The 22,393-nt window shown below is 54.3% G+C and carries 20 protein-coding genes and 1 pseudogene; 6 read left to right on the top strand and 15 right to left on the bottom strand.

Annotation, left to right across the window (positions count from 1 at the left end; genetic code table 11):
* The first annotated feature begins 21 nt into the window (after window positions 1–21).
* From KTE_RS06900 to KTE_RS06890, 3 genes are all read left to right on the top strand, one after another.
* Complete coding sequence (locus tag KTE_RS06900; protein WP_201379784.1) at window positions 22–591, top strand: GNAT family N-acetyltransferase; 570 nt, start codon at window positions 22–24, stop codon at window positions 589–591.
* A gap of 116 nt (window positions 592–707) precedes the next feature.
* Window positions 708–2,045, top strand: coding sequence for a cytochrome ubiquinol oxidase subunit I (locus KTE_RS06895; protein WP_201379783.1), 1,338 nt, complete (start codon window positions 708–710; stop codon window positions 2,043–2,045).
* A gap of 2 nt (window positions 2,046–2,047) precedes the next feature.
* A complete protein-coding gene (locus tag KTE_RS06890) occupies window positions 2,048–3,088 on the top strand; it encodes a cytochrome d ubiquinol oxidase subunit II (protein ID WP_201379782.1) in 1,041 nt (346 codons plus the stop codon).
* 76 nt (window positions 3,089–3,164) lie between these two features.
* On the opposite strand, the gene KTE_RS06885 is transcribed toward KTE_RS06890, so the two are convergent.
* A complete protein-coding gene (locus KTE_RS06885; protein WP_201379781.1) occupies window positions 3,165–3,680 on the bottom strand; it encodes a PRC-barrel domain-containing protein in 516 nt (171 codons plus the stop codon).
* Window positions 3,681–3,782: 102 nt separating this feature from the next.
* Window positions 3,783–4,040, bottom strand: coding sequence for a hypothetical protein (locus tag KTE_RS06880; RefSeq protein WP_201379780.1), 258 nt, complete (start codon window positions 4,038–4,040; stop codon window positions 3,783–3,785).
* 317 nt (window positions 4,041–4,357) lie between these two features.
* Here KTE_RS06880 and menA point away from each other — a divergent pair, with 317 nt between their 5' ends.
* Window positions 4,358–5,305 carry a 1,4-dihydroxy-2-naphthoate octaprenyltransferase gene (menA, locus tag KTE_RS06875; RefSeq protein WP_201379778.1) on the top strand — a complete coding sequence of 316 codons (948 nt, stop codon included), beginning with the start codon at window positions 4,358–4,360 and terminating at the stop codon, window positions 5,303–5,305.
* 71 nt (window positions 5,306–5,376) lie between these two features.
* Here menA and KTE_RS06870 read toward each other — a convergent pair whose 3' ends face one another.
* From KTE_RS06870 to rpiA, 6 genes and pseudogenes are all read right to left on the bottom strand, one after another.
* The gene (locus KTE_RS06870) at window positions 5,377–6,024 is read right to left on the bottom strand and encodes a histidine phosphatase family protein (protein WP_201379776.1); all 648 of its coding nucleotides are present in this window, start codon (window positions 6,022–6,024) and stop codon (window positions 5,377–5,379) included.
* A gap of 169 nt (window positions 6,025–6,193) precedes the next feature.
* Window positions 6,194–7,021 (bottom strand): energy-coupling factor transporter transmembrane protein EcfT, encoded by an 828-nt coding sequence (locus KTE_RS06865; protein ID WP_201379774.1) that lies wholly within the window; start codon window positions 7,019–7,021, stop codon window positions 6,194–6,196.
* Complete coding sequence (locus tag KTE_RS06860) at window positions 7,018–7,896, bottom strand: ATP-binding cassette domain-containing protein (protein WP_201379772.1); 879 nt, start codon at window positions 7,894–7,896, stop codon at window positions 7,018–7,020. The genes KTE_RS06865 and KTE_RS06860 overlap by 4 nt, the downstream gene beginning before the upstream one ends.
* Window positions 7,881–8,717 carry an ATP-binding cassette domain-containing protein gene (locus KTE_RS06855; protein ID WP_201379770.1) on the bottom strand — a complete coding sequence of 279 codons (837 nt, stop codon included), beginning with the start codon at window positions 8,715–8,717 and terminating at the stop codon, window positions 7,881–7,883. Before KTE_RS06855 ends, KTE_RS06860 begins: the two co-directional genes overlap by 16 nt.
* A gap of 83 nt (window positions 8,718–8,800) precedes the next feature.
* Window positions 8,801–9,418, bottom strand: a complete 618-nt coding sequence (locus KTE_RS06850) for an ECF transporter S component (protein WP_201379768.1) — start codon at window positions 9,416–9,418, stop codon at window positions 8,801–8,803.
* A 165-nt stretch (window positions 9,419–9,583) separates the two neighbouring features.
* Window positions 9,584–10,200: pseudogene (gene rpiA / locus KTE_RS49470) on the bottom strand (ribose-5-phosphate isomerase RpiA).
* A 514-nt stretch (window positions 10,201–10,714) separates the two neighbouring features.
* Between rpiA and KTE_RS06840 the strand changes: the two are divergent.
* Together KTE_RS06840 and KTE_RS06835 are read left to right on the top strand one after the other, a co-directional pair.
* On the top strand, window positions 10,715–12,919 hold the full coding sequence (locus tag KTE_RS06840) for a response regulator (RefSeq protein WP_201379766.1): 2,205 nt from the start codon (window positions 10,715–10,717) through the stop codon (window positions 12,917–12,919).
* An 89-nt stretch (window positions 12,920–13,008) separates the two neighbouring features.
* Window positions 13,009–13,155, top strand: coding sequence for a hypothetical protein (locus tag KTE_RS06835; RefSeq protein ID WP_201379764.1), 147 nt, complete (start codon window positions 13,009–13,011; stop codon window positions 13,153–13,155).
* A gap of 37 nt (window positions 13,156–13,192) precedes the next feature.
* Here KTE_RS06835 and KTE_RS06830 read toward each other — a convergent pair whose 3' ends face one another.
* The 7 genes from KTE_RS06830 to cysS form a co-directional block, all read right to left on the bottom strand.
* Window positions 13,193–13,999: a PspA/IM30 family protein gene (locus KTE_RS06830; RefSeq protein WP_201379762.1), complete on the bottom strand. Its 807-nt coding sequence runs from the start codon at window positions 13,997–13,999 to the stop codon at window positions 13,193–13,195.
* A 272-nt stretch (window positions 14,000–14,271) separates the two neighbouring features.
* Complete coding sequence (locus tag KTE_RS06825) at window positions 14,272–15,822, bottom strand: flotillin family protein (RefSeq protein WP_201379760.1); 1,551 nt, start codon at window positions 15,820–15,822, stop codon at window positions 14,272–14,274.
* A 6-nt stretch (window positions 15,823–15,828) separates the two neighbouring features.
* The gene (locus tag KTE_RS06820; RefSeq protein WP_201379759.1) at window positions 15,829–16,650 is read right to left on the bottom strand and encodes a hypothetical protein; all 822 of its coding nucleotides are present in this window, start codon (window positions 16,648–16,650) and stop codon (window positions 15,829–15,831) included.
* A complete protein-coding gene (locus KTE_RS06815; RefSeq protein WP_201379758.1) occupies window positions 16,644–16,982 on the bottom strand; it encodes a hypothetical protein in 339 nt (112 codons plus the stop codon). The genes KTE_RS06820 and KTE_RS06815 overlap by 7 nt, the downstream gene beginning before the upstream one ends.
* A 156-nt stretch (window positions 16,983–17,138) precedes the next feature.
* Window positions 17,139–17,678: a helix-turn-helix domain-containing protein gene (locus KTE_RS06810; protein WP_201379757.1), complete on the bottom strand. Its 540-nt coding sequence runs from the start codon at window positions 17,676–17,678 to the stop codon at window positions 17,139–17,141.
* 531 nt (window positions 17,679–18,209) lie between these two features.
* Window positions 18,210–20,651, bottom strand: a complete 2,442-nt coding sequence (locus tag KTE_RS06805) for a penicillin acylase family protein (protein ID WP_201379756.1) — start codon at window positions 20,649–20,651, stop codon at window positions 18,210–18,212.
* A gap of 261 nt (window positions 20,652–20,912) precedes the next feature.
* Window positions 20,913–22,373, bottom strand: coding sequence for a cysteine--tRNA ligase (gene cysS / locus KTE_RS06800; protein ID WP_201379755.1), 1,461 nt, complete (start codon window positions 22,371–22,373; stop codon window positions 20,913–20,915).
* Window positions 22,374–22,393: the final 20 nt, after the last annotated feature.

The raw sequence follows: 22,393 nt of genomic DNA, 5'->3' as shown, positions 1-22,393 counted from the left end.
ATCTCAAGGAAGGAATATAGCATGACCGATTCTAGACTCAGCAATGGAAGCAGGCAGATGACTATTCGTCCCGCGCGTGTGGAGGATGCTCCAGGGCTTGCGCGCGTGCATGTTGATAGCTGGCGCACAACCTATCAAGGCGTGGTGCCCGATGCCTACCTGGCGGCGCTCTCCTATGAGCGGCGTGAACAGATGTGGCACATGATCTTGCAGATGGAGCAGGGAGATGATGCAACCTCTTTCACCTATATAGCTGAAGATGAAACCGGCAGGGTTGTAGCCTTCGTGAATGGAGGTAGGGAGCGTGCGGGTATCTCAGGCTATGATGGCGAACTCTATGCCATCTACTTGCTTGCTGAGATGCAGGGGCGAGGACTGGGGCGGCGTCTCGTGGGTACTCTGGTAGAGCATTTTGTGCGCCAGGGAATGGCATCAATGGCAGTCGTTGTTCTGGCTGATAATTCGGCGCGCTATTTTTATGAAGCGCTGGGAGCCACGCTATTGTGCGAGCAGGAAGATGAGGTTGGAGGCAAGAGGCTTACAGAACTGGTCTATGGCTGGTCTGATATTCATCCCCTCTTGCTCTCATAAGTTTTTTCTGCTTCGGTTTGTCGCTTGCTAGCCTGGCGCCTACAATATTATAGGACATGCTTTTTTATGGCATGATGTGTGCTGGTAGATAGAAACAGGAGAACAAGGGGCATCTTATGGGAGATTTACTGGCCGCGCGTGCCCAGATGGGCACCTCGCTGGCTTTTCATATCATCTTCTCTGTCCTGGGCGTTGGCCTGCCACTGCTGCTATGTATCGCCGAAGGCCTGGCGCTGAAGACAAAGAACCAGACCTGGATGCTGCTCACGCGGCGCTGGGCGAAGGCCGCGGCGATTCTATTCGCCATTGGTGCGGTCTCAGGCACGATTCTTTCCTTTGAACTGGGATTACTCTGGCCAACGTATATTGAATTCGCTGGCCGGGTGATTGGTTTACCCTTCATGCTAGAGGGTTTTGCCTTCTTTCTGGAGGCGATCTTTCTGGGCCTCTACCTCTATGGCTGGGGCCAGCTCTCGCCACGAGCACACTGGCTCTGCTCCTTCCCCATCTGGATCAGTGGCCTGGCCTCGGCCTGGTTTATTGTCAGCGCGAACTCCTGGATGAATACCCCCGCTGGCTTTGTCTTTAAAAATGGGCAGGTCGTGGATATTCGCCCTTTCCAGGCTATCTTTAATCCCAGCACGCCCTATCAGACCGTGCATATGATGCTGGCATCCTATGTGGGAACTGGTTTTGCGGTCGCTGCCGTCTATGGTTGGGCCATGCTGCGAGGGAAGCGCGATGACTACCATCGCAAGGGCTTGATGCTAGGGATGCTGATGGCGGTCGTCGCCGTCCCGCTCCAGATCGTCAGTGGCGACTTTAACGCACGCTTTCTCGCCAATTACCAGCCAACCAAGTTCGCGGCGATGGAGGCGGTCTTTAAGACCCAGGACGGTGCGCCAATCACAATTGGTGGCCTGGTAGATCCGAACACAGGCGAGGTGCGCTATGCGCTGGAAATTCCCAGGGGCCTGAGTCTGCTGGCCTATACTAACCCTGATGCCAAAGTGAAGGGCTTGGAGCAAATTCCGCGTGATGACTGGCCAAATGTGCCCCTGGTGCATCTCTCCTTTGATGGTATGGTGAGTTCGGGCTTCTTTATGCTCTTTATCGCCTTTGTCTACTGGCTGCTCTTCTTCCTCAGGAGGCGTAAGGCTCCCGAACATAAGCTCTTGTTGTGGGGAATCGTTGTTTCAGGTGTGCTGGGCTTCCTGGCGGTGGAACTGGGATGGATGGTCACTGAGCTTGGTCGACAGCCATGGACGATCTATGGCTTCTTGCGTACACGGGACGCGGTCACAACCGCACCCTGGTTGAACGAGAGCTTTTTGGCCTTCACAGGTATCTATATACTGCTAGGTGTAGCACTGGTCTGGCTCCTCTTACGTGTGGCGCGCACGCCGATGCCGCGGCTGGTGCCGCAGGAGCAAGCTCAGAGAGCGGGGGTATAAGTATGGATGTAGCGTTAGCGGCCTTGATTGTGCTCTGGTGGGCCTTGATTACCTACGCGGTGCTGGGGGGAGCCGACTTTGGCGCGGGAGTGTGGAATCTCGTTGCCTTTGGCCGCAGCAGGCAGAGGCAGCGCGAGCTTATTCATCACGCGCTGGGTCCTGTCTGGGAGGCAAACCATGTCTGGCTCATCTTCCTGATTGTGGGGCTGTTTACCATCTTTCCCGCTGCCTTTGCAGCTTTGAGCATCGCGCTCTTCCTCCCACTTACCTTTGCGCTGATTGGTATTGTCTTGCGAGGAGCTGCCTTTATCTATCGCTACTACGCGACGGATGTCGAAGGCAGGTTTGCCAGCAGCTGGGAGACGGTCTTTAGTGTGGCAAGCTTGCTCACACCATTTACCCTGGGACTAAGCGCCGCCGCGGTCGCGAGCGGGAAGCTATTGCCAGCGTCCGGGAAGCCGGACGCCACCTATATGGCTTCGTGGTTGAGCCCTTTCGCGCTCGTCATTGGCTTGATGGCGATAGCCCTCTGCTCGACGCTGGCCGCGGTCTACCTGGCCGTTGAAGCCAGCTCGGCCCATGATGATGAGTTGGCCAGCTTCTATCGAAATAGTGCCTTGATAGTAGGCGCGATTACGGCGGTTCTTGGCGCCCTAGGCCTGGCATTGTCTACTGTATATGCTCCCTTGCTGTGGAATGGTATGCTCACACGCGCATGGCCTGTCGTCATCGCGACGATGCTCATTGGATTGGGAACTGCTGCCGCGCTCTTCTTTCGGCGCTATCGAATCGCGCGTGTGCTCATGATTACTGAGGCTGCTTTCTTGTTGAGCTCATGGGGTCTGTCACAGTATCCGTATATTCTACCACCGCACTACACTATTGATGGCTCGTCCAACGAGGCTTACGTGATTGAGGCGGCGCTGATCTGTGTGCTCGCGGGGATGGTGCTCCTTGTTCCCTCGCTCTACTACCTTTTCTCGGTTTTCAAACTGCCCTATCCTGCTCCAGGTATCCGCCGTGAAGATAAAAAGTCAATGTAAGGGTATGGTGACTGGATGGCTTTGCCATCCAGTCACCATACCCTTACATTGACTAAACCACGTCGTGGCGAGAGGCTTATTGAAACGTTTGGGCGACGGCATCGGGGATAACGATGACATCATGTCCATAGCTGGCTACCTGATTGGCCCCAAACATGTGATGGTGCCCGCTGAGCTTCTCGCGCAGGCCACCAGCCAGTTCAAAACCAGCCAGGCGTACCTGTGTTGGGTCGACAACATCCAGCAGAATATTGCCAATGGTTCCTACGACGGTGCCGCCTTCGCTCAGGACGCGATACTGGTTCAGGACGCTTGCCAGGGGTAGGGTTGCCAGGTGGCTGCCCTTCTCTTCTTTGGCCAGGTTCTTCTCGCTGTCAAAGGTAATGGCATCAACACCAATGGCCTTGATATGCGCGAGAGGAAGCGCGTGATGTCCAAACAGGCCAGTCTTTACCTGGAAAGCGTAAATAGCGCTCGTCTGTGGCTCGAAGTAAAAATCTTCTATGGTTCCCACTTTCTTGCCTGTATCCAGGGTTACTGCCGCTATGCCCTTTAACTCCGTCCATTTCCTGATATTTGTTGGGGGTTGCATGCGCCTCCTCCTCGCTGTGGTGCTCTCGAATAACGTGGAGAAAGGGTCCGTTTGCTCTATTCATGTGGAAGACAAAACGGACCCAGTACTTACACGAAGCTTCTAGTGTGAAGGCTTCAGGAGCTTATGGAACATGCCAAAGAGCAAGAACGTAGGGGGCCACTGGCCAACAAAGAGGCCCCAGTCACGTTTCTTAGTAGAAAACAGAAGCGCGGAAGTGATAATAGAGATGAGCGCCGCCCAGTACCAGACCTCTTCGGAGACCTGGTCAGTGACACGAAAGTATTGATCATGGGCTTCCTTAGGAACGCTCTTAATAGTTTTTTTCTCCTGTGAAGTGCCAAAATCTATATTTGCCATTGCTGAATCTCTCTTTCTTGAATCTCGGTCTCTCGATAACATTAGTGTGAAAGAAGGAGACAACGGTGAAGCGTTTGTCTCATGATACTTCCTCTTAGTGTTTGTGGCTTGTCGCCAGGCTTTGCCTGTACTACTGTATGCACACAAAACCTTTGACTTCAGCTTATGTAAGAGTTACTATCTTTAGTATAGAGATATTCAACAAAGGCATGACATAGATCTAGCCTCCTCAGGCTTGTATCTATCGGTCTACATAGAGGGTGTTCTGCCCACTGTGACCATACAAACAAAGATACAGAACGGGTTAAAACGGCACTATGAGTGAAAATATTGTTCAACCAGCTGGAGGGAGCAAGCAGCCCGGCTGGAAATACTGGTTAAAGACTGCGCGCCTCTTTACCCTGGTGGCGACGGTAAGCCCACTGCTTGTTGGGACGGCTATTGCTGGATATGAGCGGACCTTTCATCCCCTCATCTTCCTGACAACTTTTGTCTCCTGCCTCTTCTTGCAGATTGGCACTAACTATTTTAACGAATACTTTGATTATGCTTATGGATTGGATCATGAAGGGTCTCTGGGGGCTTCGACTGTGATCTTCCGTAACGAGATGAGCGCTGGTCAGGTGCTGGGCGGTGCTATCGGCTGCTTTGTCATCGCAGCCCTTCTGGGGATTCTGCTCGTGTTTCTGGTTGGCCCAGAAATCCTCCTCTTTGGTCTGACTGGTCTCTTAATCGCGTACTTCTATAGCGCCCGCCCCTTCAAGTTAGCCAGCCGCGGCCTGGGCGATATCATGGTTTATATCGCCATGGGCCTTTTGATGACCTGGGGTGCCTACTATGTCCAGATTCAGCACTGGTCCTGGCCGGCCTTTGCCGCCAGCATCCCTGTTGGTTTCCTGATCATGGCCATCATGAACATGAATAATGTACGTGACTACCAGGATGATCTGGCGGTCAATAAGAAGACACTCCCAGTGCGTTTTGGCCTAAATTTTGGGAAGCGTTATCATGCCACCTTGCTTATGGGGAGCTATGTGGCCACAGCCCTGTTTGTGCTTGTTGGTCTGTTGCCTATCACCAGCTTGATTGTATTGGTCACCTTCCCACTGGCTTTCAGCAATGTACGCTCGGTTTTACAAGCAACAGACCGCAAAGTCTTTATGCTAGGAATTAAGCGGACTGCGATGTTGAATCTGCAATTTGGGGTTGTGCTGACCCTGGGGATTCTGCTCGCTATCTTGATCTCTGGAAGGATCAGCCTCTAGAGCGAGGGCGTATTCTGAGTAAAAAAAGGAGGTGCAGGAGGGAGACTCTCCTACACCTCCCTTTATTTACCTCAGCTATTCAACTGGCGGAGATGGCTGGTTTCGTTATAGCGCGCCAGGTGGACTGAATCGCCCGTGATATGGAGTTCGGTCATGCTGGCGTTATTAACACTGAGGCGGCGACTGGCCGAGAGGGACATCTCCAGGAGATGGCCTACAAGCAGGCGAATGGCCGTTTTATGCGATACCAGAAGTAGCGTTTGCCCGCTATGTTTCAGCAGGAGTTCGGTCAAGCAGGGGACGGTACGGGCCAGAACGGCCTGCTGTGTCTCGCCGCCAGGCGGATTGACCATCCAGGAGCCTCGATCCCAGGCCGCAAGTTCCGCCGGGTAGTGCTGTTTCAGCTGTTCACGTGGGAGGTTTTCCCAGCGCCCAAAATCCATCTCGCGCAGGGCGAGCCGTGTCTGGATTGGCAGGTTGAGCAGGTTGGCGCTGGGAATGGCGGTCTGCTGTGCGCGCTGCTGGGGGCTACAATAGATAGCGTCAATGGCTTCACCTCGCAGGCTCTCGGCCAGCGCTCTAGCCTGGAGCAGACCTGTATCGGTCAGGGGAAGTTCGGTGGTCCCACAACAAACATCATCGCGACTGGCGCTTGTCTGTCCATGACGAACAATTAATAAGCGTGTGGTGGGGAGGTTGGGATAAATGCGGCTGGCCATGCAGGCTTCTACATCCTCTTTTCTCTTTATTTGCATATTTTTGAAGTGCTGGCTACAGCATATCATATTCTTTCGCGCTTCGCGCCTGCGGCGCTCAGGGATAAAAGAAGAAAATGTTGCTATGGATGGGCAGGCGAAGCCTGCCCATCCATAGCAACATTTTCTTCTTTTAGGGGAGAGTTTGTGAGGCCAGGAAGATAAGGGTGCAACTGAGCAGTGTTACGAGGGAGGCGAGCAGGTCGAAGCGCGCCCAGGTTAGCTGGCGGCGTCGGCTCCTTCTCCAGCCACGATGAAAACCATAGCAGCGTGCCTCCATGGCGGTGCTGAGCGCTTCGGCTCGTTTGAAGCCGCTGAGGAAGAGGGGGACGAGTAGGGGAGCGATTTTGCGCGCCCGTTGCAGAAAATTGCCCTGGTCAAAACGCACACCACGCGCGGCCTGGGCTTTGATCAGGCGCTCTATTTCGCCAGTGAAAATGGGTACAAATTTGAGCGCGATGATAAAGACCATCACGAGAGTATTGGTGGGAATACCTATGCGCTGGAGCGGAGAGAGAAGTGCCTCCATACCATCGGTCAGGTCGACGAGCGATGTGGTGAAGAGCAACATAGAGAAGAGATAGTAGAGAAAAAGCACGCGCAGAATGACCAGGATGCTTGTATGCAGGCCTTCAAGAGAGATGCTCAGCATTCCCCAATGCCAGTATATTGTCTCTTGCTGGCCCGTGTAGAAGAGTACCTGGAGTACGAAAATAAAGGCCAGAAAGCCCAGGAAGGGGCGGAAGCCGCGCAGCACATAGCGTGTAGCGATGCGCGAGAGAATCTGTATCAGAATGCAGAAGAGCAAGAGGCCCGCGAAGGCCGAGAAGCTTTTAATGAGCGAGGTAACGATAATAAGCAGGATGAGGCATAGGAGCTTGCCACGCGGGTCCATACGCGTCAGAGGCGAGTGGTTATTGATGAATTGACCAAAGGTGATGGTGCGTGAGATTTCAATCATGGTCGTTGCCCTCCACTACGTATTCTAAGCTCCTCATGCTGTACTATGGCCTCCTCCAGTTCGTCGAGCGTAAGAACAGTGGTTGGGAATTCGGGATAGTGCTCGCGCAAGACCAGGGCAATGCGGACCGCTTCTGGCAGCTCTATTCCAAGCTTCACAAGCTCATTGGCGCGCGCGAGGATCTCGCGTGGTGCGCCTGAAAAGGCGAGTTGTCCCTGGTCCAACACATGAATGGTGTCTGCGAGGCCCACGACCTCTTCCAGGCTACTAGAGGCATAGATAATCGTCATCTGCTGGGTCTGTTTCAAGTGTTCAATGAGGGCCAGCAATTCTCGCCGTCCACGCGGATCGAGTCCCGCTGTCGGTTCATCGAAGATAATCACAGCGGGCTGGAGGGCCAGAACACCGGCGATAGCGACGCGCCGTTTCTCGCCTCCACTCAGGGCGTAGGTATAGCGTGTGCGAAAGTCTTCATAGGGCAGCCCAACATCCTCTAACGCTGTTTGCACCAGCCGCCGCGACTCGGCGAAAGAGGCTCTCTTCCGTAATGGGCCGAAGGAGACATCCTTACCCACCGTCTCCTCAAAGATTTGTGACTCGGGAGACTGAAAAACGACGCCAACTGAGGTGCGCAGGCGTTCGCGGTCAAAGGATGGGGCCGTCACATCTTCTCCCCGAAAGAAGAGCGTCCCTGGCGCGGCTTTAATCAGTCCAGCCAGTATATCGACCACGGTTGATTTTCCAGAGCGGGTTGGTCCCACCAGGGCAGTAATCTGGTGTTCTGGAATAGTGAGCGATAGACCACGCAGGGCTTCCGTCGCGAAGGGCGTATCGCGCAGGTAGGTATGACGCACATCTTTTAATTCGAAGAGCATAGATCCGCCTTTAGTTGTTCGGGAGTGAGAATGACGTCAGAGAGGTGTTGCCAGCCACGGGCGCGCAGGCGCTCTCCTAGCCGCGTGACCATGGGAACATCCAACCCAAGGGTTTCTAGCTGATCAGCATGTGAGAAGATCTCACTGGGCGAGCCATCCAGCAGAATCTCTCCCTGGTGCATGACGAGGACACGCTGGAAGGCTGTAACCTCGTGCATAAAATGCGTGATATGGATGACGGCCATGCCCCGTTCGCGTGCCAGGCGTTGCTCCGTGGCGAGGAGCGAGCGTACCAGGTGACCTGGCAGCATCGTGGTAGGTTCATCGAGCAAGAGGTAGCGTGGGCGCATTGCCAGTACGCCAGCAATGGCGACCTGCTGTTTCTGCCCTACAGAGAGGTCGCTAATGGGAAGCTGCGCTGAGGCGCCAAGCTCCAGGCTGGAGAGCGCCTCCTGCACTCGCTCCTCAATCTCGTGGCGAGGGAGACCTAGATTCTCTGGTCCAAAGGCGATATCGTCGATGACGGTATTGGCGACGAGCTGATCATCGGGATTCTGGAAAATAACGCCGACGCGCTGGCGAATGGTCCATAGATCCTCACCACGCGCGGTTGTGGAGATATCATCAACGCGTACCTCGCCCTGGGTTGGATGGAGAATCGCGGCGAGCAGGCGTGTGAGCGTGCTCTTGCCTGAGCCATTGTGACCGATGATCGCCACAGTCTCGCCTGGCTGGATGCGCAAGTTAATATTGCGCAACGCAGGAGGGGTTGAGACCTCCTGCGTATTGTAGTGAAAGGTAACGTTTTGAACTTCAAGCATAGCGTTTATCTGGTTTATCTGTAAGTAGGGAGTGGAGGCGCAATAGCCCCCTGTATCCTTACGCGCCGCATATCTCCCCGGCGCTAATAGGGAAGTTCCTCACGAGCCTTGGTCTCCGGAGCATGCATGAGGCGCTGCTGAACGATAGCATAGCTGCGTGCCACCGCTTCGGCGAAGATGGCTGAGATAATTGCCTCGGCGATAACCTGGGGCAGGAAGCTTGCCAGGATAACGCCATTGGCGGGGATATAGCCCCTGATCATGCCCATGGAGATTACCAGAACCGAATTCGTCAGTGAGCCGATGACACCCGCGCTGATAGCCGCCACATCGAAGCTGAAGCGTTTGAGCGCGGCGAAGGTTGCCCAGGCGGTCAGGCCGATAAAGATACGGGGTAGGATCGCCACAGTCGGATCCTTAAAGAGCGGGCTAGAGGCATGTAGAAGGCTCATCAGACCAAAAATAAAGCCTGTAAGCAGGCCGACGATTGGGCCACCGACGATGCCGCCAATAATAGTAGGAATATGACCTGTTGTCGCGTTACCAGAGACATTGGGAACCGGGATAAAGCCGATGCCAGGGATGAGGGTGATACATACCGTAAGGCCAGCAAGCATCGCAGCAATGACGATTCGCTCGGTCGTCAGTTTCCATGGATGCGTGGGATCCATGCTTTGTGTCTTCTGTTCAACTTTGCTCAAGCGAACACTCCTTCGTGTTGGATCTATGTTTCTCTGCTCGCGCGCGAGCTAAACGTAGATCAAGGCAAAAATAGCTAGAGAAGCCGGATGCATTCGTGGATATGGATCTATTGTTGAAATATACCCGGCAATTCCTATGACTGTCAAGAATATTCATAGAAGATGTTAGGGGAGGACCTGGACTCCGTGAGGGCCACCAATGAGGGCCTGTTGGGCCATGCCGAGAAAGAGGCCTGTCTCGACGATGCCGACAACATGGTGTAACTGCTCGTCCAGGGCTGCGGGATCAAGAATGCCATCCGCGAAAGTGCAGTCAAGAATAACATTATGGTTATCGGTAATGAAAGGGGTGGTGCTACCGCCGCGAAGCTTGACCGTTGCCCCAATGTCGGTCAACTTGCGTGAGACCAGGGGGCAGCGAAGGGAATGGCTTCAATGGGCAGGGCGAAGCTTTGTCCCAGGCGTTGCACGAGCTTAAGCTGATCGGCGATGACAACAAAGCGCCGTGATGCGGAAGCCACGATCTTCTCACGCAGGAGCGCCCCTCCCCCGCCTTTGACGAGGTTAAGCTGGGAGTCGATTTCATCAGCCCCATCTATATAAATATCCAGTGAGGGATGAGTGGCGAAATCGGTGATAGGAATATGGAGGCTTTGTGCCAGTTCCTGCGACGCGAGCGAGGAGGAAATGGTACCCGCGATGTGTAACCCCTGTTGCATGCGCCTGGCAAGTGCCTGAATGAAGAAGGCCGCCGTTGAACCGGTACCCAGACCTACAAACATGCCATCCTCAACTAACTGAGCCGCCGCCTCGCTTGCAGCCTGTTTCCACGCGTCACGATTTATTTCCTGACCAGTCATAAGAGCATCTCCAAAAAATAAACGAAATTATTCAAGAGGAGGGTTTACTATGAAAAACGCTCTCCTGTAGGGGAGTATAACACGCTGGAAAAGGCGCATCAAACCGTGAGCGCGAATGGGACTTCCCGCGCCCAATTCGCGAAATTATTGCCATCCATAGTGCATCGTGATACACTCACAGAGATAGCCTTTTAGAGAAGAATATCGCATTTAAGCAGTAGCGCAAGGGCCAAGAGCCTTGCGAGAGATGTCATACGCGTATTGAAAACTTGCGTATTGCAATTTGCTGAAGGAAAAATAAACGCCTGTTTTGTAGCGCAGCCGGCAGCCTTTCATAAGCCGCAGTTGCCAGGCTGCGGTTAAACACGTCTGAAAGCAGAAAAAAGCGTCCAATGAGAGGGCAGAACAGGGCAGGTCTGTTGTAGGTGGTAGAATAATGTCAAGTATATCGCGCATATTTGTGATTGAAGATGATGAGCATATTGGCCAGCAGCTCGTAAATGCCTTGCGCAACGACGGCTATGGCGTCTGGGGCGTCACCAATGGTGGTGACGCCGTACGTGCGTTATGGGCCGATGAGTATGACGTGGTGATATACGATCTCGACGCACCTGGCATAGAGGGATTTGAATTGCTGCAATGGTTGAGGGCATATCACCCCAATACGCGTACAGTATTATTGGGCGGCATAAAAGCGGAGAAGATGCGTACACAGGCATTAGAGAATGGTGCTGTGAGCTACCTGGAGAAGCCGCTAGATGTGCGCTTGCTGCGAGAAGAGCTGCGGCGTATGCAGGATGATACTGGTTTTACCGTTGACCTGGATTCCTTTGATCTGCTGGATGTGATTCAAATCATTACGATGAGCCGCAAGAATATCGCGCTGCTGGTGAATACGGGCTTGGAGGAGCGGGGACTCCTGCGTTTTCAGAATGGTGAGCTTGTATGGGCAGAGTACGGTTTCTTGCGTGGCGAGGAGGCGTTTTTTGCGCTCGCTGCTCATAAGAATGGTACAGTGATTCATCAGCCCTGGAATGGGCAGGTGATTCCTAATGTGAAGCAGCCGTTATCACGTTTGATTATGCAGGCCCTCCAGTATCGTACCAAGTATGGACAGGGGGAGATGCCCCAGCCGACGGGCGCTCAGCCAGCGCTCAATGCTCTCTCCTTTGATGATATTGATGATACCCCCTTTGGCATGGTGGCTACGACAGAGGGAGCCTCAGGACAGATACCAGTACAGCCCTCGGGCGCTTTCCCCGCCACCAATGGTATGTATGATCTCTCGAGCCAGGTCCCGGTCATGGGGGGTATGCCACAGCCATCGGGACAACTTCCCGCGCCCAATATCGCTGGTGCGATGCCTGGGCAGTTCTCCGTTTCTGAAACCTCCGGCAGCATATCCGACATATGGCCCACGCCTGGCTCGCCTTCCGGGTCGATGCCAGTTGCAGGGAATATGCCATTTATGCCTGAGACAGACCAGGATTTTGGAATTTCTACGTCGCTGGGGCAGATGAATCAGACGCCAGCGAGTGGCATTCACTCCGCTCTCTCGCAGGGGCTAAACGCTGGGAGCGGGAGTTTCCCCGCGCAGCCACTGGGTCAACCAGTGCCTGAGAGTGGACTACGCGATGTAATTTTTGGACCCGCAATTATACAGCAGGATGAGGGTGGTGTTGGGATGAGTGATGAGGCACAGAAGGAGTGGTGGGAGCGCACAGGCGAACTGCCGCGCCTGGATGAAGCTATGATGCGCGAGTGGAGCAAGGGACAGGTAGTAAACACGAATGGCTTGCAGCCAGCCGCGCAAGCTGAAGCGGGCAATGATGGGCAGGCTCAACTTTTTGCCCCTCAACCATCGATGCAGGCGCCCCAGGATATCTTGGCGCAGCAGCCCCTGCCATCATGGTTAACGGATCAGCCCACCGCTTCAAATTTACCGGTTATTCGGCCAGGTATGACGGAGCCAGGACAGGCAAGTTCACCGGCTCAGGGCGGTGAGTGGAGTGACCCTTACCAGGCCGGTGGTTCGGGTCCAGTCTATGGATCTAGCGGACTGTATCCCCTGCAACAGGGGAGTGGTATGCAACCAGCGATCAGGCCTGAATCCGTCAATGAGGTGGGGGGAGAGACGATGCGCCGGCCCGCGATCACTAATAATCATTTGCAATCCTTCCAGGCGCGTAATACAAGTGGCCCGTTGCCCATCAATAATTCTGTATCTGGCGTGGAAAGCGCCCAGGCTAACCAGAGCCAGAATCGCGATGCCTTTAACTATCCTGCCCTCAGCACGGCTCTTCAGACGCTGGGCTACTCAGTCAAGGGTTTTGTCGCGGCGGCTGTGGTAAGCATAGAGGGATCTCCACTGGCACAGATTTCCGTTGATGATAGCGATGTCACACCCCTATGTGCTCCGCTGAGTGCGATGATGAAGAGTGCCCAGCAGGGAGCAGAGCTAGGTGGCTGGGGGGCATGCGAGGATGTGTTGCTCCGCAATGCTGGACGATATATAATGGCGCGCATAGTGGGTAGCAGACGATCAACCTTTTTAGTAGTCATCACTACTCATGAGGCAAACCCCGCGGAGAGCCTGAGTATTGTTGCAAATATTGAGAGCGCAGTAAATGCAGCATTATAGGCAGTGTGGTGCCCCTGGCTGCCGCAGGCGCGAGGGCCCAAGTACCTAATTGGCACATGATGTTATCTAGCAGGAGCGAAGGAATAGTTATGAGCGGAAGCAAGAGTATAGGGCAGACACCAGAGAAATCCCAGGAAGAGAAGGAGAATAATCGCTTCTCCTTTATGGTAGGAATTGGTATCGGAATCGCTATCATTATCTTGTTATCGATTGCTTCTCTGGCCTGGAACTGGTAACAAGCTACCCCTGGCGTGATCGGATGAACCTGGCTCCTCAGCCCTGTTCGGTGTTGAGGAGCTTTTTGAGTTGGTCTAGATTTAGCTCTCCTGAATTGGGGAGATGAGGAGACGTAGGCGGATTGGGGGTTAATTGATCCGTTGTGCGCCTGGTAGACGGCGTGCTGTTGCCTTCAATTGGTGTCTCTGAGAACGTCGCAGGCTTGGATGCGCGTTTTCTTAGCTGCTGTAGTTGTAGCTCAAGATTTGACGTTGTCTTCGGCTGAGGATTGGCCGCCTGTTGTTGGCGCTGAATCTGCGCACGAACGCGTATCTCTTCTTCGCTGGGAGATGTCGGGCTGGGAGCACCATCTACCGCTGACTCGCGCTGTTTATTGAGAGCCTCAAGGACGCGTTGTTGAATAAGAGCGTTGCGTTTACGCATCTCCAGTGTCTCGAGCGTGGTCTGGACCTCGGCTATTTTTCCTTCAAGCTGGCGCAGGGCCGAGCGAAGCATCGAGACGAGGCGATCCTGGTTTTGTTTCAGGTTAAGGAAGTGCTCTGCCTGGCGTGTAAGGTCGTTATAATGCACAAGCGCGTCGCGTGCCGCTTCATCGTTATGCTGCTGTACCGCTTGTTCTGCCTTATGGAGCCAGCTTTCTGCCGTGGTCTCACACTCTTGTTGGCGTTTTTGTAGCTTTATCCCCTCTGCGATGGCGGTCGCGACCTGCGTTTTAACTTGCACAAGTTGATTGCGCATATCGAGATGAAGTTGTTTGAGCGTTTTCTCGGGATCGTCAGCGTTCTCCACAACCACATTGAGATTTGCCCGTAGCAGGGTGAGCACTCGCTCCAGCAGATTCATAAGCTTCTCTCCCGATATTGTGATATAGACAGCGTGCAATGCCAATCCGACCGACGCTGCTAAATGCCCATAAAGGGTATAAGGCACACATCTACATATAATGCGCGTCATATGTAGACACGTGCTTTAGCAGCGTCGTGCGACCACGGCTTTATATTTCATACGAATCAGACGAAATGGGCGCTTCGAAAGGATGACCTTTGGGAAGGGAGGGGCGGGAAAAGAGGGCGAGATTATCCTCGCCTGCTCTTTGCTCGCCGTAATCCGGGTGACTATGACTCTTTCGAGCTGTCACCACTGGTAACCTCAACAGTTCCATTGGCCTTGGCTCCATTGGGAGCACTGCCGTTCTGCTCTGAGAGGCTAGGAACGCGGCTCATGAGATCACCGATGCGGGTACCGCTTAGCAGCTCGAAGAGCGCGGGTACCTGGGCTGCCATATTGACGATATCCCCAGTCAGGCGGCTGGCTCCCACACCATCTGAACTGCCATTGGTGCCAGTTGAGACGATCGTAACCTTGTCGACCTTGCTGAGAGGCTCGGCGATGGCACGTACCACTTCTGGCATGTTGGTGAGCAGTTTGTCGAGTACGGCTGCCTGATTGTATTCGTGGTAGGCTGCGGCCTTGACCTTCATGGCATCGGCTTCCGCTTCACCCTTGGCACGAATGACCTCAGCTTCGGCGAGACCTTTGGCGCGCGCGATCTCGGCTTCGGCGAGACCACGAGCGCGCGAGGCGTCGGCTTCCGCCTGGCCTCTGGTGCGTGCGGCCTCAGCCTGACCTTGAGCCTCGAGGATCTGGCGCAGACGGTCGGCTTCGGCAACCGTCTCAACGCGGCGGCGCTCGGCCTCAGCGGCTTTCTGAATCGTCGCTTGCAGCTCAAGTTCGCGGCGTTGAATTTCGGCCTGCTGCACTTTGATCTGGGCCTGTTTCTCAACCTCGGTAACCTTGACGGCCTCAGCGACGACCTGCTGCTGCGTCATATTGGACTGGACATCATAGGATTTGTCTGCCGCGGCCTGCTGGCGTTTGACCTCGGCCTCGAAGGAAGCCTTTTTCATCGACAGGTTACGCTGTGACTCAGCCTGGAGGGCGAGAGACTCGGCCTCGGCCTTCACGCGCTCCTGGTCGGCCTGGGCGCGGGCAACGGCTGCTTCACGTGAGGCGCTGGCCTGCTGGATCTGTGTGTCGCGTTGGGCCAACGCAGCGGCGATATCGGCCTCTTTACGGATCCTCGCGATTTGCGGGCGACCCATATTGGTGATGTAGTCGTTCTCGTCGCGTACATCTTTAATCGTGAACGAGATGACCTCGAGGCCCATCTTATCCATATCGGGGCTGACAGTGCGCAGCATCTTGCCGCCGACGCTCTCTGGATCCTTTACCAGGTCCTCAACCGTCAACTGGCCAACGATACCGCGCAAGTGACCCTCCATTACCAGGCGGATCAGGTTCTCGCGATCATCGCGGGTCTTGCTGAGGAACTGCTCAGCGGCGGTCTTAATGCTCTGTTCGTCCGAACGTACCTTGATCTGAGTCACGGCTTCGACGTTGACGGCCACACCCTGAGTGGTATAGAGCGCCTGCGAAGGAGCCACGTCGAAGGACATTAACTCTAGCGAGAACTCTTGCGCGCGCTGGAAGAGCGGTACAACTAGCCTGGCTCCCCCGGTGATGACATCTGTTCCATTGGTGCCATAGACGATCAGGGCCTGGTTAGGACCAACCTTGCGCATGAGGCCGCCAATAACGCGTAAAAGAATTAGAATTACTACAACGAGGACAACAGCCCCAATGGCAACAGTAAGTGTGAGGTCCATTAGTCCTTACTCCTTTTGCATATTTTGACGCATAACATAAGTATCTTGTGTTTCTAAATCGTTGAGAAGAGCCTGTAACTCATCTACTTCACCTGTATCGAGCTTATCGCCCTCTTGCTCAATGAAGTGCTCCCAGGTGTCAACCTCGGCGATTCCACGCTGGTAGTTGAGCACAACAATCTCTTGCCCACGCTCCAGACGTCTGCCATCCAGGGTACGGGCGGGTATGCTCTTGCGATGGCCCCCAGGTGAAACATAGATGATCTCGCCGAGATTATTGCTAGGAATAGCCTTGTTGACCTTTCCTACCAATCCCGTTCGCTCCGAGATATCCTGTACAGTCGAAGCTTCACTTTGCCCAATTAAGCGATCAAGCAGGCTAATAATAAGAGCTGCTACAATGAAGCCGCCAACGACAGCCCCAATGATAGTGAATGGAAGCGCTAGATTGGTGGCATTATGAAACATGTAGCCAAAGAAGCCAAACCAGAGCAGAAAGAGCACAATCGCGGTTGGATTGAAGAGGGAGAGAAGCGAAAAGTGATGACCAGCATCGCTGCTCTGAGTCCCCGTGTGTTGACCATTCGCCGCATGTGTTCCTCCATGGTTTTGGATGGCTGGGGCATGTGCGGCATGAAAGGGATCGCTCACATGGGTCTGAAAGCCATGTACCAGGCCATGCCCTACGCCATGCCCCACTCCCGCATCGTGTCCAACTGCCGCGTGTCCGTGTCCAAAGTGGCCAAGGAAGGCTACAGCGAGCAGGAAGAGAAGCCCAAAGAGAAAACAGAAAAGAAAGACAAGTGAGAGCGGATCAGTTGCTAGCATAGCGCGGCTCCTTTATCTCCAGGTAGACCACATTTCCGGTTCGTTCCTGCTGGCGCCCGGTCGAAAGCTTCGACCAGGCTAATAGCTGTAGCGACCATGCCAGCAAGGCCGCTCGCAAGCGCGATAGAAAGATAAAAGGGAAATGGTGTAATACCCAGTAATGTCAGCCAGGGAAAGAGCTTGTCCGAATAAAGCGCGATTGCGCCAACTAGGAGCGCACCTAGCAGCAGGACCGAAGGGACCAGAACCGGGTGGCGCTGCAAGAGAGGATTACGGGCCAGGGGCAGTCCATGCACCTGAACATTCTGTAGTCCGGTTTGACGCATATGCACGATGATAAGACCTTTTCCTTTCTCGCGGCTACCATATGAGCACGTTCTATCTCCAACCTGAATCCGCTTCGGGTGCGACGATGGCGCATGCCTTGTAGACGCGTTACGCTGGACATCTATTAACTAAGACGTAAGTTCGCCGGAAAGATACAATGGTTATAGTACTTCTTCGTTCCCAAATTCTTCAAAATAGGCGGCGATTTGATCATTCTCTGCAACAGGCTCCGCGTTGCTGGTTAAGGCTTCGGCGACGGCCCCGAGTTCCTCAAGTGAGAGCGTGGCCAGGCGTTGAAAGAGCGCCAGGTAGCGTCGGGGATCGGATGTGCTGGCGAGAAACTGCAAAAAGCCTGACAATTCAGGTTCAGAGCGCCACTCCGCAGCACTGGCATCCAGCCAGGTGCTCAAGCGATCATTTCCGGTGTCAAGCGAGGTCAACAGGTCGGTACTGAAGTCGGGCGGATCATCGACAAGGTAACCGGGATGGACATTAAAAAAGCGCGAGAGCAGGTCGCGACTCGATGCAGTCAGGTGCAGGCGCTTACCGCTCTCGAGCTGAGAGAAATAGGCCTGGCTGATGCTCGCGTCAAGCTCTTCCTGCATAGCTTTAACGACTTCCATCTGCGTCATAGGGCGATTATAACCGCGCAACTCGCCTTCGACGGCGCGCAAGTGTTTGATTTTTTCGGCTAGTTTCATTCTGATATACACAAGCAATAATAACTATTTGTTATAAGGAGTATAGCTGTTTGCAATTGTATTTGTCAAGAGGGAAAGCTTAAGAAGGAGAAATTTGTCGGATTCTGCCTGGGGAGACGCGATATAACCTTGTTTGTATGTGCTAATCTTAGGCTAAAGTGCTTGCGCCTTTTTAAGCTTTGCTTGCACAAGAGATTATAGCTTACTGGTTGGTAAAAGAGTATACAAAATGCATAAAAATAGCATATTTGTATATGCAAACCTGAAAAACTCTTGTGAACTAGCGTTTGGGGTTGGGGAGGGCAAAGGGGGCATAAAAAAAGGAAAGGCTTGCTTGGTTTGGGGGTATAAGCAAGCCTTGGATCCTGGTAGAAATGACCTGTCAAAGCCTGTGACTCACTCTGGCAAGACATAGCTATACTATACAGGGCATTTCTCAAGAAAAGTTCAGAACTATGTAAAGTTTTTTCTATATTTTGATAGATTTTGCGCGATGAGGGAGGGATATGCAGGCCTACCCACCTCTAAGCGTTATTGGTGGGGTGGGTGAAGGCTGAGCGTGCCTTCGGCCAGGGTTTCGATGTGTTTGCGCTCGAAGAGCATGGGATGGTGGCGCACATCAAGCCACATCTGGATGAAGTCGTCATAGTGGGGACTGTTGGGATGGCCCGATTGACCCGGGGCATGTCCTGAGAGTGAGTGGGTCAGGTCGGACAGGTCCAGAATCTGGCGATAGGACGGTACGGTAATGACCGTATCGGGATTTTGGGGTGAGACGGCGCCCATATTAACTGTATCTATGTCGCCACCAACAGCAAAGGGGCCACGATTAAAGGTTTTCTCCAGCGCCTTGACGCTGCCAAGGGGATGGTTATAGGTCATGCGATGAACGGAGCCATACTGCCAGTTGAGGATGTTTTCGCCACGGCGATCTCGTAGCTCGCCAAGCGTGGCCTCAAAGGCGGCGCGTAGGGCTGCCTCCCAGGTGCGAGGACCATTGCGCATCACGCTGTCGGTGAACCAATCGTCGTTATGCTCCTTGAGCAGGCGGATGAGCAGGGGGCGCTCGCGGCTGGCGTAGCCGTTCATGGTCGCGAGGATGGTCGCGCCTACGCCCAGGTAGCTGTTGAGTAACTCCTGGTCGTCTCCAATAAGCACATCGAGCACGATGCGCGCAATTTTGCGCAGGAAGGTGGTGTAGATGGCCGCTCCGATGCTATCAGGGGAGAGGACATGGTTCCAGGTGCGTAGAATGTCCTGTGCGGCGCGCTCATGAGGTGTCCGTGGCTCGATCTGTAAGATGTAGGGTACAATCTCTTCCGCAGGAATAGAGTACCGATCGGCCTGGATGCGTGCCATGTCGCTGAGCGAGAGCTTGCCGCCGCTGGTGAGCAGGTCGCGAATACGCTGAGCGCGATAGCCATTGAGCCACTCATTGCTGATATAGTAAGGATAGTTGTCGTCGATGACACGGTTGTTTGCCGTGGCGATAAAGTGCTGATCGGGATTAAAGGTTTGTGGAAGCTCCTCGAAGGGAATGTGGCCCTGCCACTCATATTCGCCGGTCCATCCCGGTGAAGGCAAGAGCGCCTGCTGGTCCCCAGGACGAATAGGGATCGCGCCAGCCATGATATAGCCGATGTTATCCTGGCGATCGGCGTAGACAAAGTTTTGCGGTGGTACATCCCAATCGCGCAGGGCATCACGAAACTCATCCCAGTTGCTGGCGCGATTTATCTTTTGTACTGACCAGGCGATATTGCACTGCTCAAGGCCCGTCCAGCGAATGGCGATGGGAAGCTCACTTGCCTCACTTTTGCCTGAGTCGAGAGCCGGAAGGTGGGTAATGATGGGGCCGTGACGGGTCACGCGGACATCTTCGACCACGGGGTCTGCTCCCTTGACATTGATAACCTCGCGGTAGATCTTCGCCTCTTCCCATTTACCCTGGTATTCATACTGGTGCGGGTTATCGGGATTAAACTTTTCGACATAGAGGTCCTGCACGTCAGAGACGGCATTGGTGACACCCCAGGCAATATCGCGGTTATGCCCGATGACCACTCCGGGCGCACCGGGGAAGGTGGCGCCCACGACATCGATATCACCGGCGTTGAGATGGCATTCAAACCAGATGGAGGGCGCGGCCTGCCCCAGGTGTGGATCGTTACAGAGGATGGGCGAGCCAGTTGTTGTCATGGTGCCATCTACGACCCAGTTATTGCTACCACCCAGCATGCCGAAGCCTGCCAGCTCCTTCAGACGCTCATACTGGTCGAGGAGCCCCGCATTGATGCCCTGGTATGCCACGCCAGGCGGAATGATGAGCGGGTGCGAGGGATCATAGCCTGCTTCGAGCTTGGCCGCACGCTCGACGCCGATTTTCGCGATCAGGCGCGCACGGGTAAGCTCGGTTTCCCAGTTGCCGCTGAGGTTCCAACCAATCATCTTCCCCCATTGGAGTGAGTCGGCGTGGGTCCAGGGGGCGGGCTTGAAGCGCAGGATCGAAAACTCGACAGGCAGGCGATGCTGATGGTTCTGGATGAAGGTATTGATGCCCAGTACATAGGCATCGAGTATGCGCTTCATATGGGGAGTGAGTTGCTGTACAGACTCGATTGCGGAGCGGTGCATGCCTAGCCGACGGCTAAAGCGGTCGGCTTCAAGCGCGATAGGACCAAAGATCTCAGCCAGGCGTCCCGAGCCGATGCGTCGATTTAGTTCCAACTGCCAGAGCCGCTCCTGGGCATGGATATAGCCCTGAGCGAAATACAGGTCATCCTCATTCTGAGCATAGATATGGGGAACACCGTAGTGATCGGTAATGATCTCAACCTGCTCATGCAGTTCTGAGAGGTGCAGGGTGCCTTGCTTCTGTGGAAGAGAGCGTCGTGAGAGGAGCCTGAAGGTGCCAGCGGCAAAGCCAGAGAGATCACCAGCGGTCTGTAGGGATTTGCGCCACCAGGGTGCCATGTCGTGCCCTCCTTGTATGTTTAGCAGGTAGGTAGGCGCTACACATAAACCTGCGAAAAGCTTATGTGTAGCGCCTGCACAAATTTTGTATGATGCATAAAAATAGCAGCAGGGTACATATTTGTGCCCTTACTGCTATTCTACCTCATAGGGTGCTTGCCTGTCCTGGTGGCCCAACGCTACTAAAGTACGCGTCTACATATGATAATACAAGAAAGCCGTACCATTATATGTAGACGCGTACTTTAGTAGCGTCGTTCCCTAGGCCAGTTCGGTACCCCTGGGGGTATCGCGGACCTCGAAGCCCAGGGCCTTTAACTCATCGCGGAGTTGGTCGGAGCGCTTCCAGTTCTTGGAGGCCCGTGCTTCGTCGCGCTGGCGTACGATCTCCTTGACCTCGTCGCTGATCTCGAGTGGCTTCTTGGGCTCGACAGTATCAAGCCTCAGGCCAAGCACACGATCAAAATCGAGCACGAGATGGCGGCGTTCGGCTGGCTCTATCTTCGCGTTGCGCACGGTCTCACGCGTCAGCACCAGGGCGGTCGGCAGATCGAGATCGTTGTTGATCGCCTCGCGGAAGGCATCGCGAACGCGCTGGGCCTCCTCTGACCAGTTCGCCGTTTGCTCGGTGATGGGCAGTTCGGCCAGGTCATCGCGCAGGTTGTTCAGCGCGTTCTGCGCGGCCTGAATCGAGTCATCAGTATAGTTAATCTTGGAGCGATAGTGGGCGGTCAGCATGAGGTAGCGGAAGGCCATGGGATCAATGCCCTCCTCTTTGAGCGTGCTGACAAGCAAGACATTACCCTTGGAGCGTGACATCTTGATGCCATCATCGCCATTCTCGTTGCTGGCTTTCATCTTGCGGTTGCCAATGATGAGAAACTCACCATGAACCCAGTATTTGACCGGCTCTTTGCCGAAGGTACCCTGGCTCTGCGCGATCTCGTCCTCGTGGTGGGGAAACATCAGATCGAGTCCGCCCGTATGGATATCGAACTGCTCGCCCAGGTACCTGGTCGCCATGGCAGAGCACTCGATGTGCCAGCCGGGGAAACCAGAACCCCAGGGGCTATCCCAGTTCATCTGGCGGCCTTCGTCACCCTTCTTCCAGAGGGCGAAATCCTCGGGAGAGCGCTTATCCTCTGCAACCTCCATCTGTTCGCGACCATGGCCGCCGGCGCGCAGGTTCTCCACTGTGTTACCGGAGAGCTTGCCGTACTCGGGAAACTGCGCCACATCGTAGTAGACATTACCGTCCGCGATATAGGCCAGGCCCTTCTCAACCAGTGCCTGCGTCATCTCCAGCATTTCGCCGATGTGGTCGGTTGCCTTGGGACTGAGGTGAGGTGGCAGGATATTGAGTTCAGCGGCATCACGCATATATTGCTCGGTGTAGTGCTGAGCGATATCATAGGCCGAGCGCCCAGTGGTGCGTGCCTCGTACTCAAGCTTATCTTCACCGCTCTCTACATCATCGTTTTGTAGATGCCCTACATCGGTGATGTTGCGCACCAGGTAGACATCATAGCCATTGTATTCAAGCATGCGGCGCAGCCAGTCGGTCATCATAAAGGTGCGGAAGTTTCCGACGTGGATATCTTTATAGACGGTAGGGCCGCACGAGTAGATGCTCACGCGGGGTGGGTTGAGTGGCTGAAAGAGTTCGCGTTTACGGGTCAGGGTGTTGTATATATACACTGGTTTATCAGTAATGGTCGACATGAGCTTTATGGTCCTCCTCT

Source organism: Ktedonobacter sp. SOSP1-85 (assembly GCF_016587415.1).
Lineage (GTDB): Bacteria > Chloroflexota > Ktedonobacteria > Ktedonobacterales > Ktedonobacteraceae > Ktedonobacter.
Note: the sequence above shows the minus strand (reverse complement) of the source record. Positions and strands in the feature narration are given on the sequence as shown.

Excerpts from the sequence above, each read along its gene's own strand:
- KTE_RS06860 (WP_201379772.1), bottom strand. The coding sequence starts at position 7,896 with ATGCTCTTCGAATTAAAAGATGTGCGTCATACCTACCTGCGCGATACG.
- KTE_RS06805 (WP_201379756.1), bottom strand. The coding sequence starts at position 20,651 with ATGGCACCCTGGTGGCGCAAATCCCTACAGACCGCTGGTGATCTCTCT.
- KTE_RS06885 (WP_201379781.1), bottom strand. The coding sequence starts at position 3,680 with ATGCAACCCCCAACAAATATCAGGAAATGGACGGAGTTAAAGGGCATA.
- KTE_RS06900 (WP_201379784.1), top strand. The coding sequence starts at position 22 with ATGACCGATTCTAGACTCAGCAATGGAAGCAGGCAGATGACTATTCGT.
- KTE_RS06835 (WP_201379764.1), top strand. The coding sequence starts at position 13,009 with ATGAGCGGAAGCAAGAGTATAGGGCAGACACCAGAGAAATCCCAGGAA.
- KTE_RS06890 (WP_201379782.1), top strand. The coding sequence starts at position 2,048 with ATGGATGTAGCGTTAGCGGCCTTGATTGTGCTCTGGTGGGCCTTGATT.
- KTE_RS06855 (WP_201379770.1), bottom strand. The coding sequence starts at position 8,717 with ATGCTTGAAGTTCAAAACGTTACCTTTCACTACAATACGCAGGAGGTC.
- KTE_RS06865 (WP_201379774.1), bottom strand. The coding sequence starts at position 7,021 with ATGATTGAAATCTCACGCACCATCACCTTTGGTCAATTCATCAATAAC.
- KTE_RS06820 (WP_201379759.1), bottom strand. The coding sequence starts at position 16,650 with ATGCTAGCAACTGATCCGCTCTCACTTGTCTTTCTTTTCTGTTTTCTC.
- KTE_RS06870 (WP_201379776.1), bottom strand. The coding sequence starts at position 6,024 with ATGGCCAGCCGCATTTATCCCAACCTCCCCACCACACGCTTATTAATT.
- KTE_RS06830 (WP_201379762.1), bottom strand. The coding sequence starts at position 13,999 with ATGAATCTGCTGGAGCGAGTGCTCACCCTGCTACGGGCAAATCTCAAT.
- KTE_RS06810 (WP_201379757.1), bottom strand. The coding sequence starts at position 17,678 with ATGAAACTAGCCGAAAAAATCAAACACTTGCGCGCCGTCGAAGGCGAG.
- menA (WP_201379778.1), top strand. The coding sequence starts at position 4,358 with ATGAGTGAAAATATTGTTCAACCAGCTGGAGGGAGCAAGCAGCCCGGC.
- KTE_RS06840 (WP_201379766.1), top strand. The coding sequence starts at position 10,715 with ATGTCAAGTATATCGCGCATATTTGTGATTGAAGATGATGAGCATATT.
- KTE_RS06880 (WP_201379780.1), bottom strand. The coding sequence starts at position 4,040 with ATGGCAAATATAGATTTTGGCACTTCACAGGAGAAAAAAACTATTAAG.
- cysS (WP_201379755.1), bottom strand. The coding sequence starts at position 22,373 with ATGTCGACCATTACTGATAAACCAGTGTATATATACAACACCCTGACC.
- KTE_RS06895 (WP_201379783.1), top strand. The coding sequence starts at position 708 with ATGGGAGATTTACTGGCCGCGCGTGCCCAGATGGGCACCTCGCTGGCT.
- KTE_RS06825 (WP_201379760.1), bottom strand. The coding sequence starts at position 15,822 with ATGGACCTCACACTTACTGTTGCCATTGGGGCTGTTGTCCTCGTTGTA.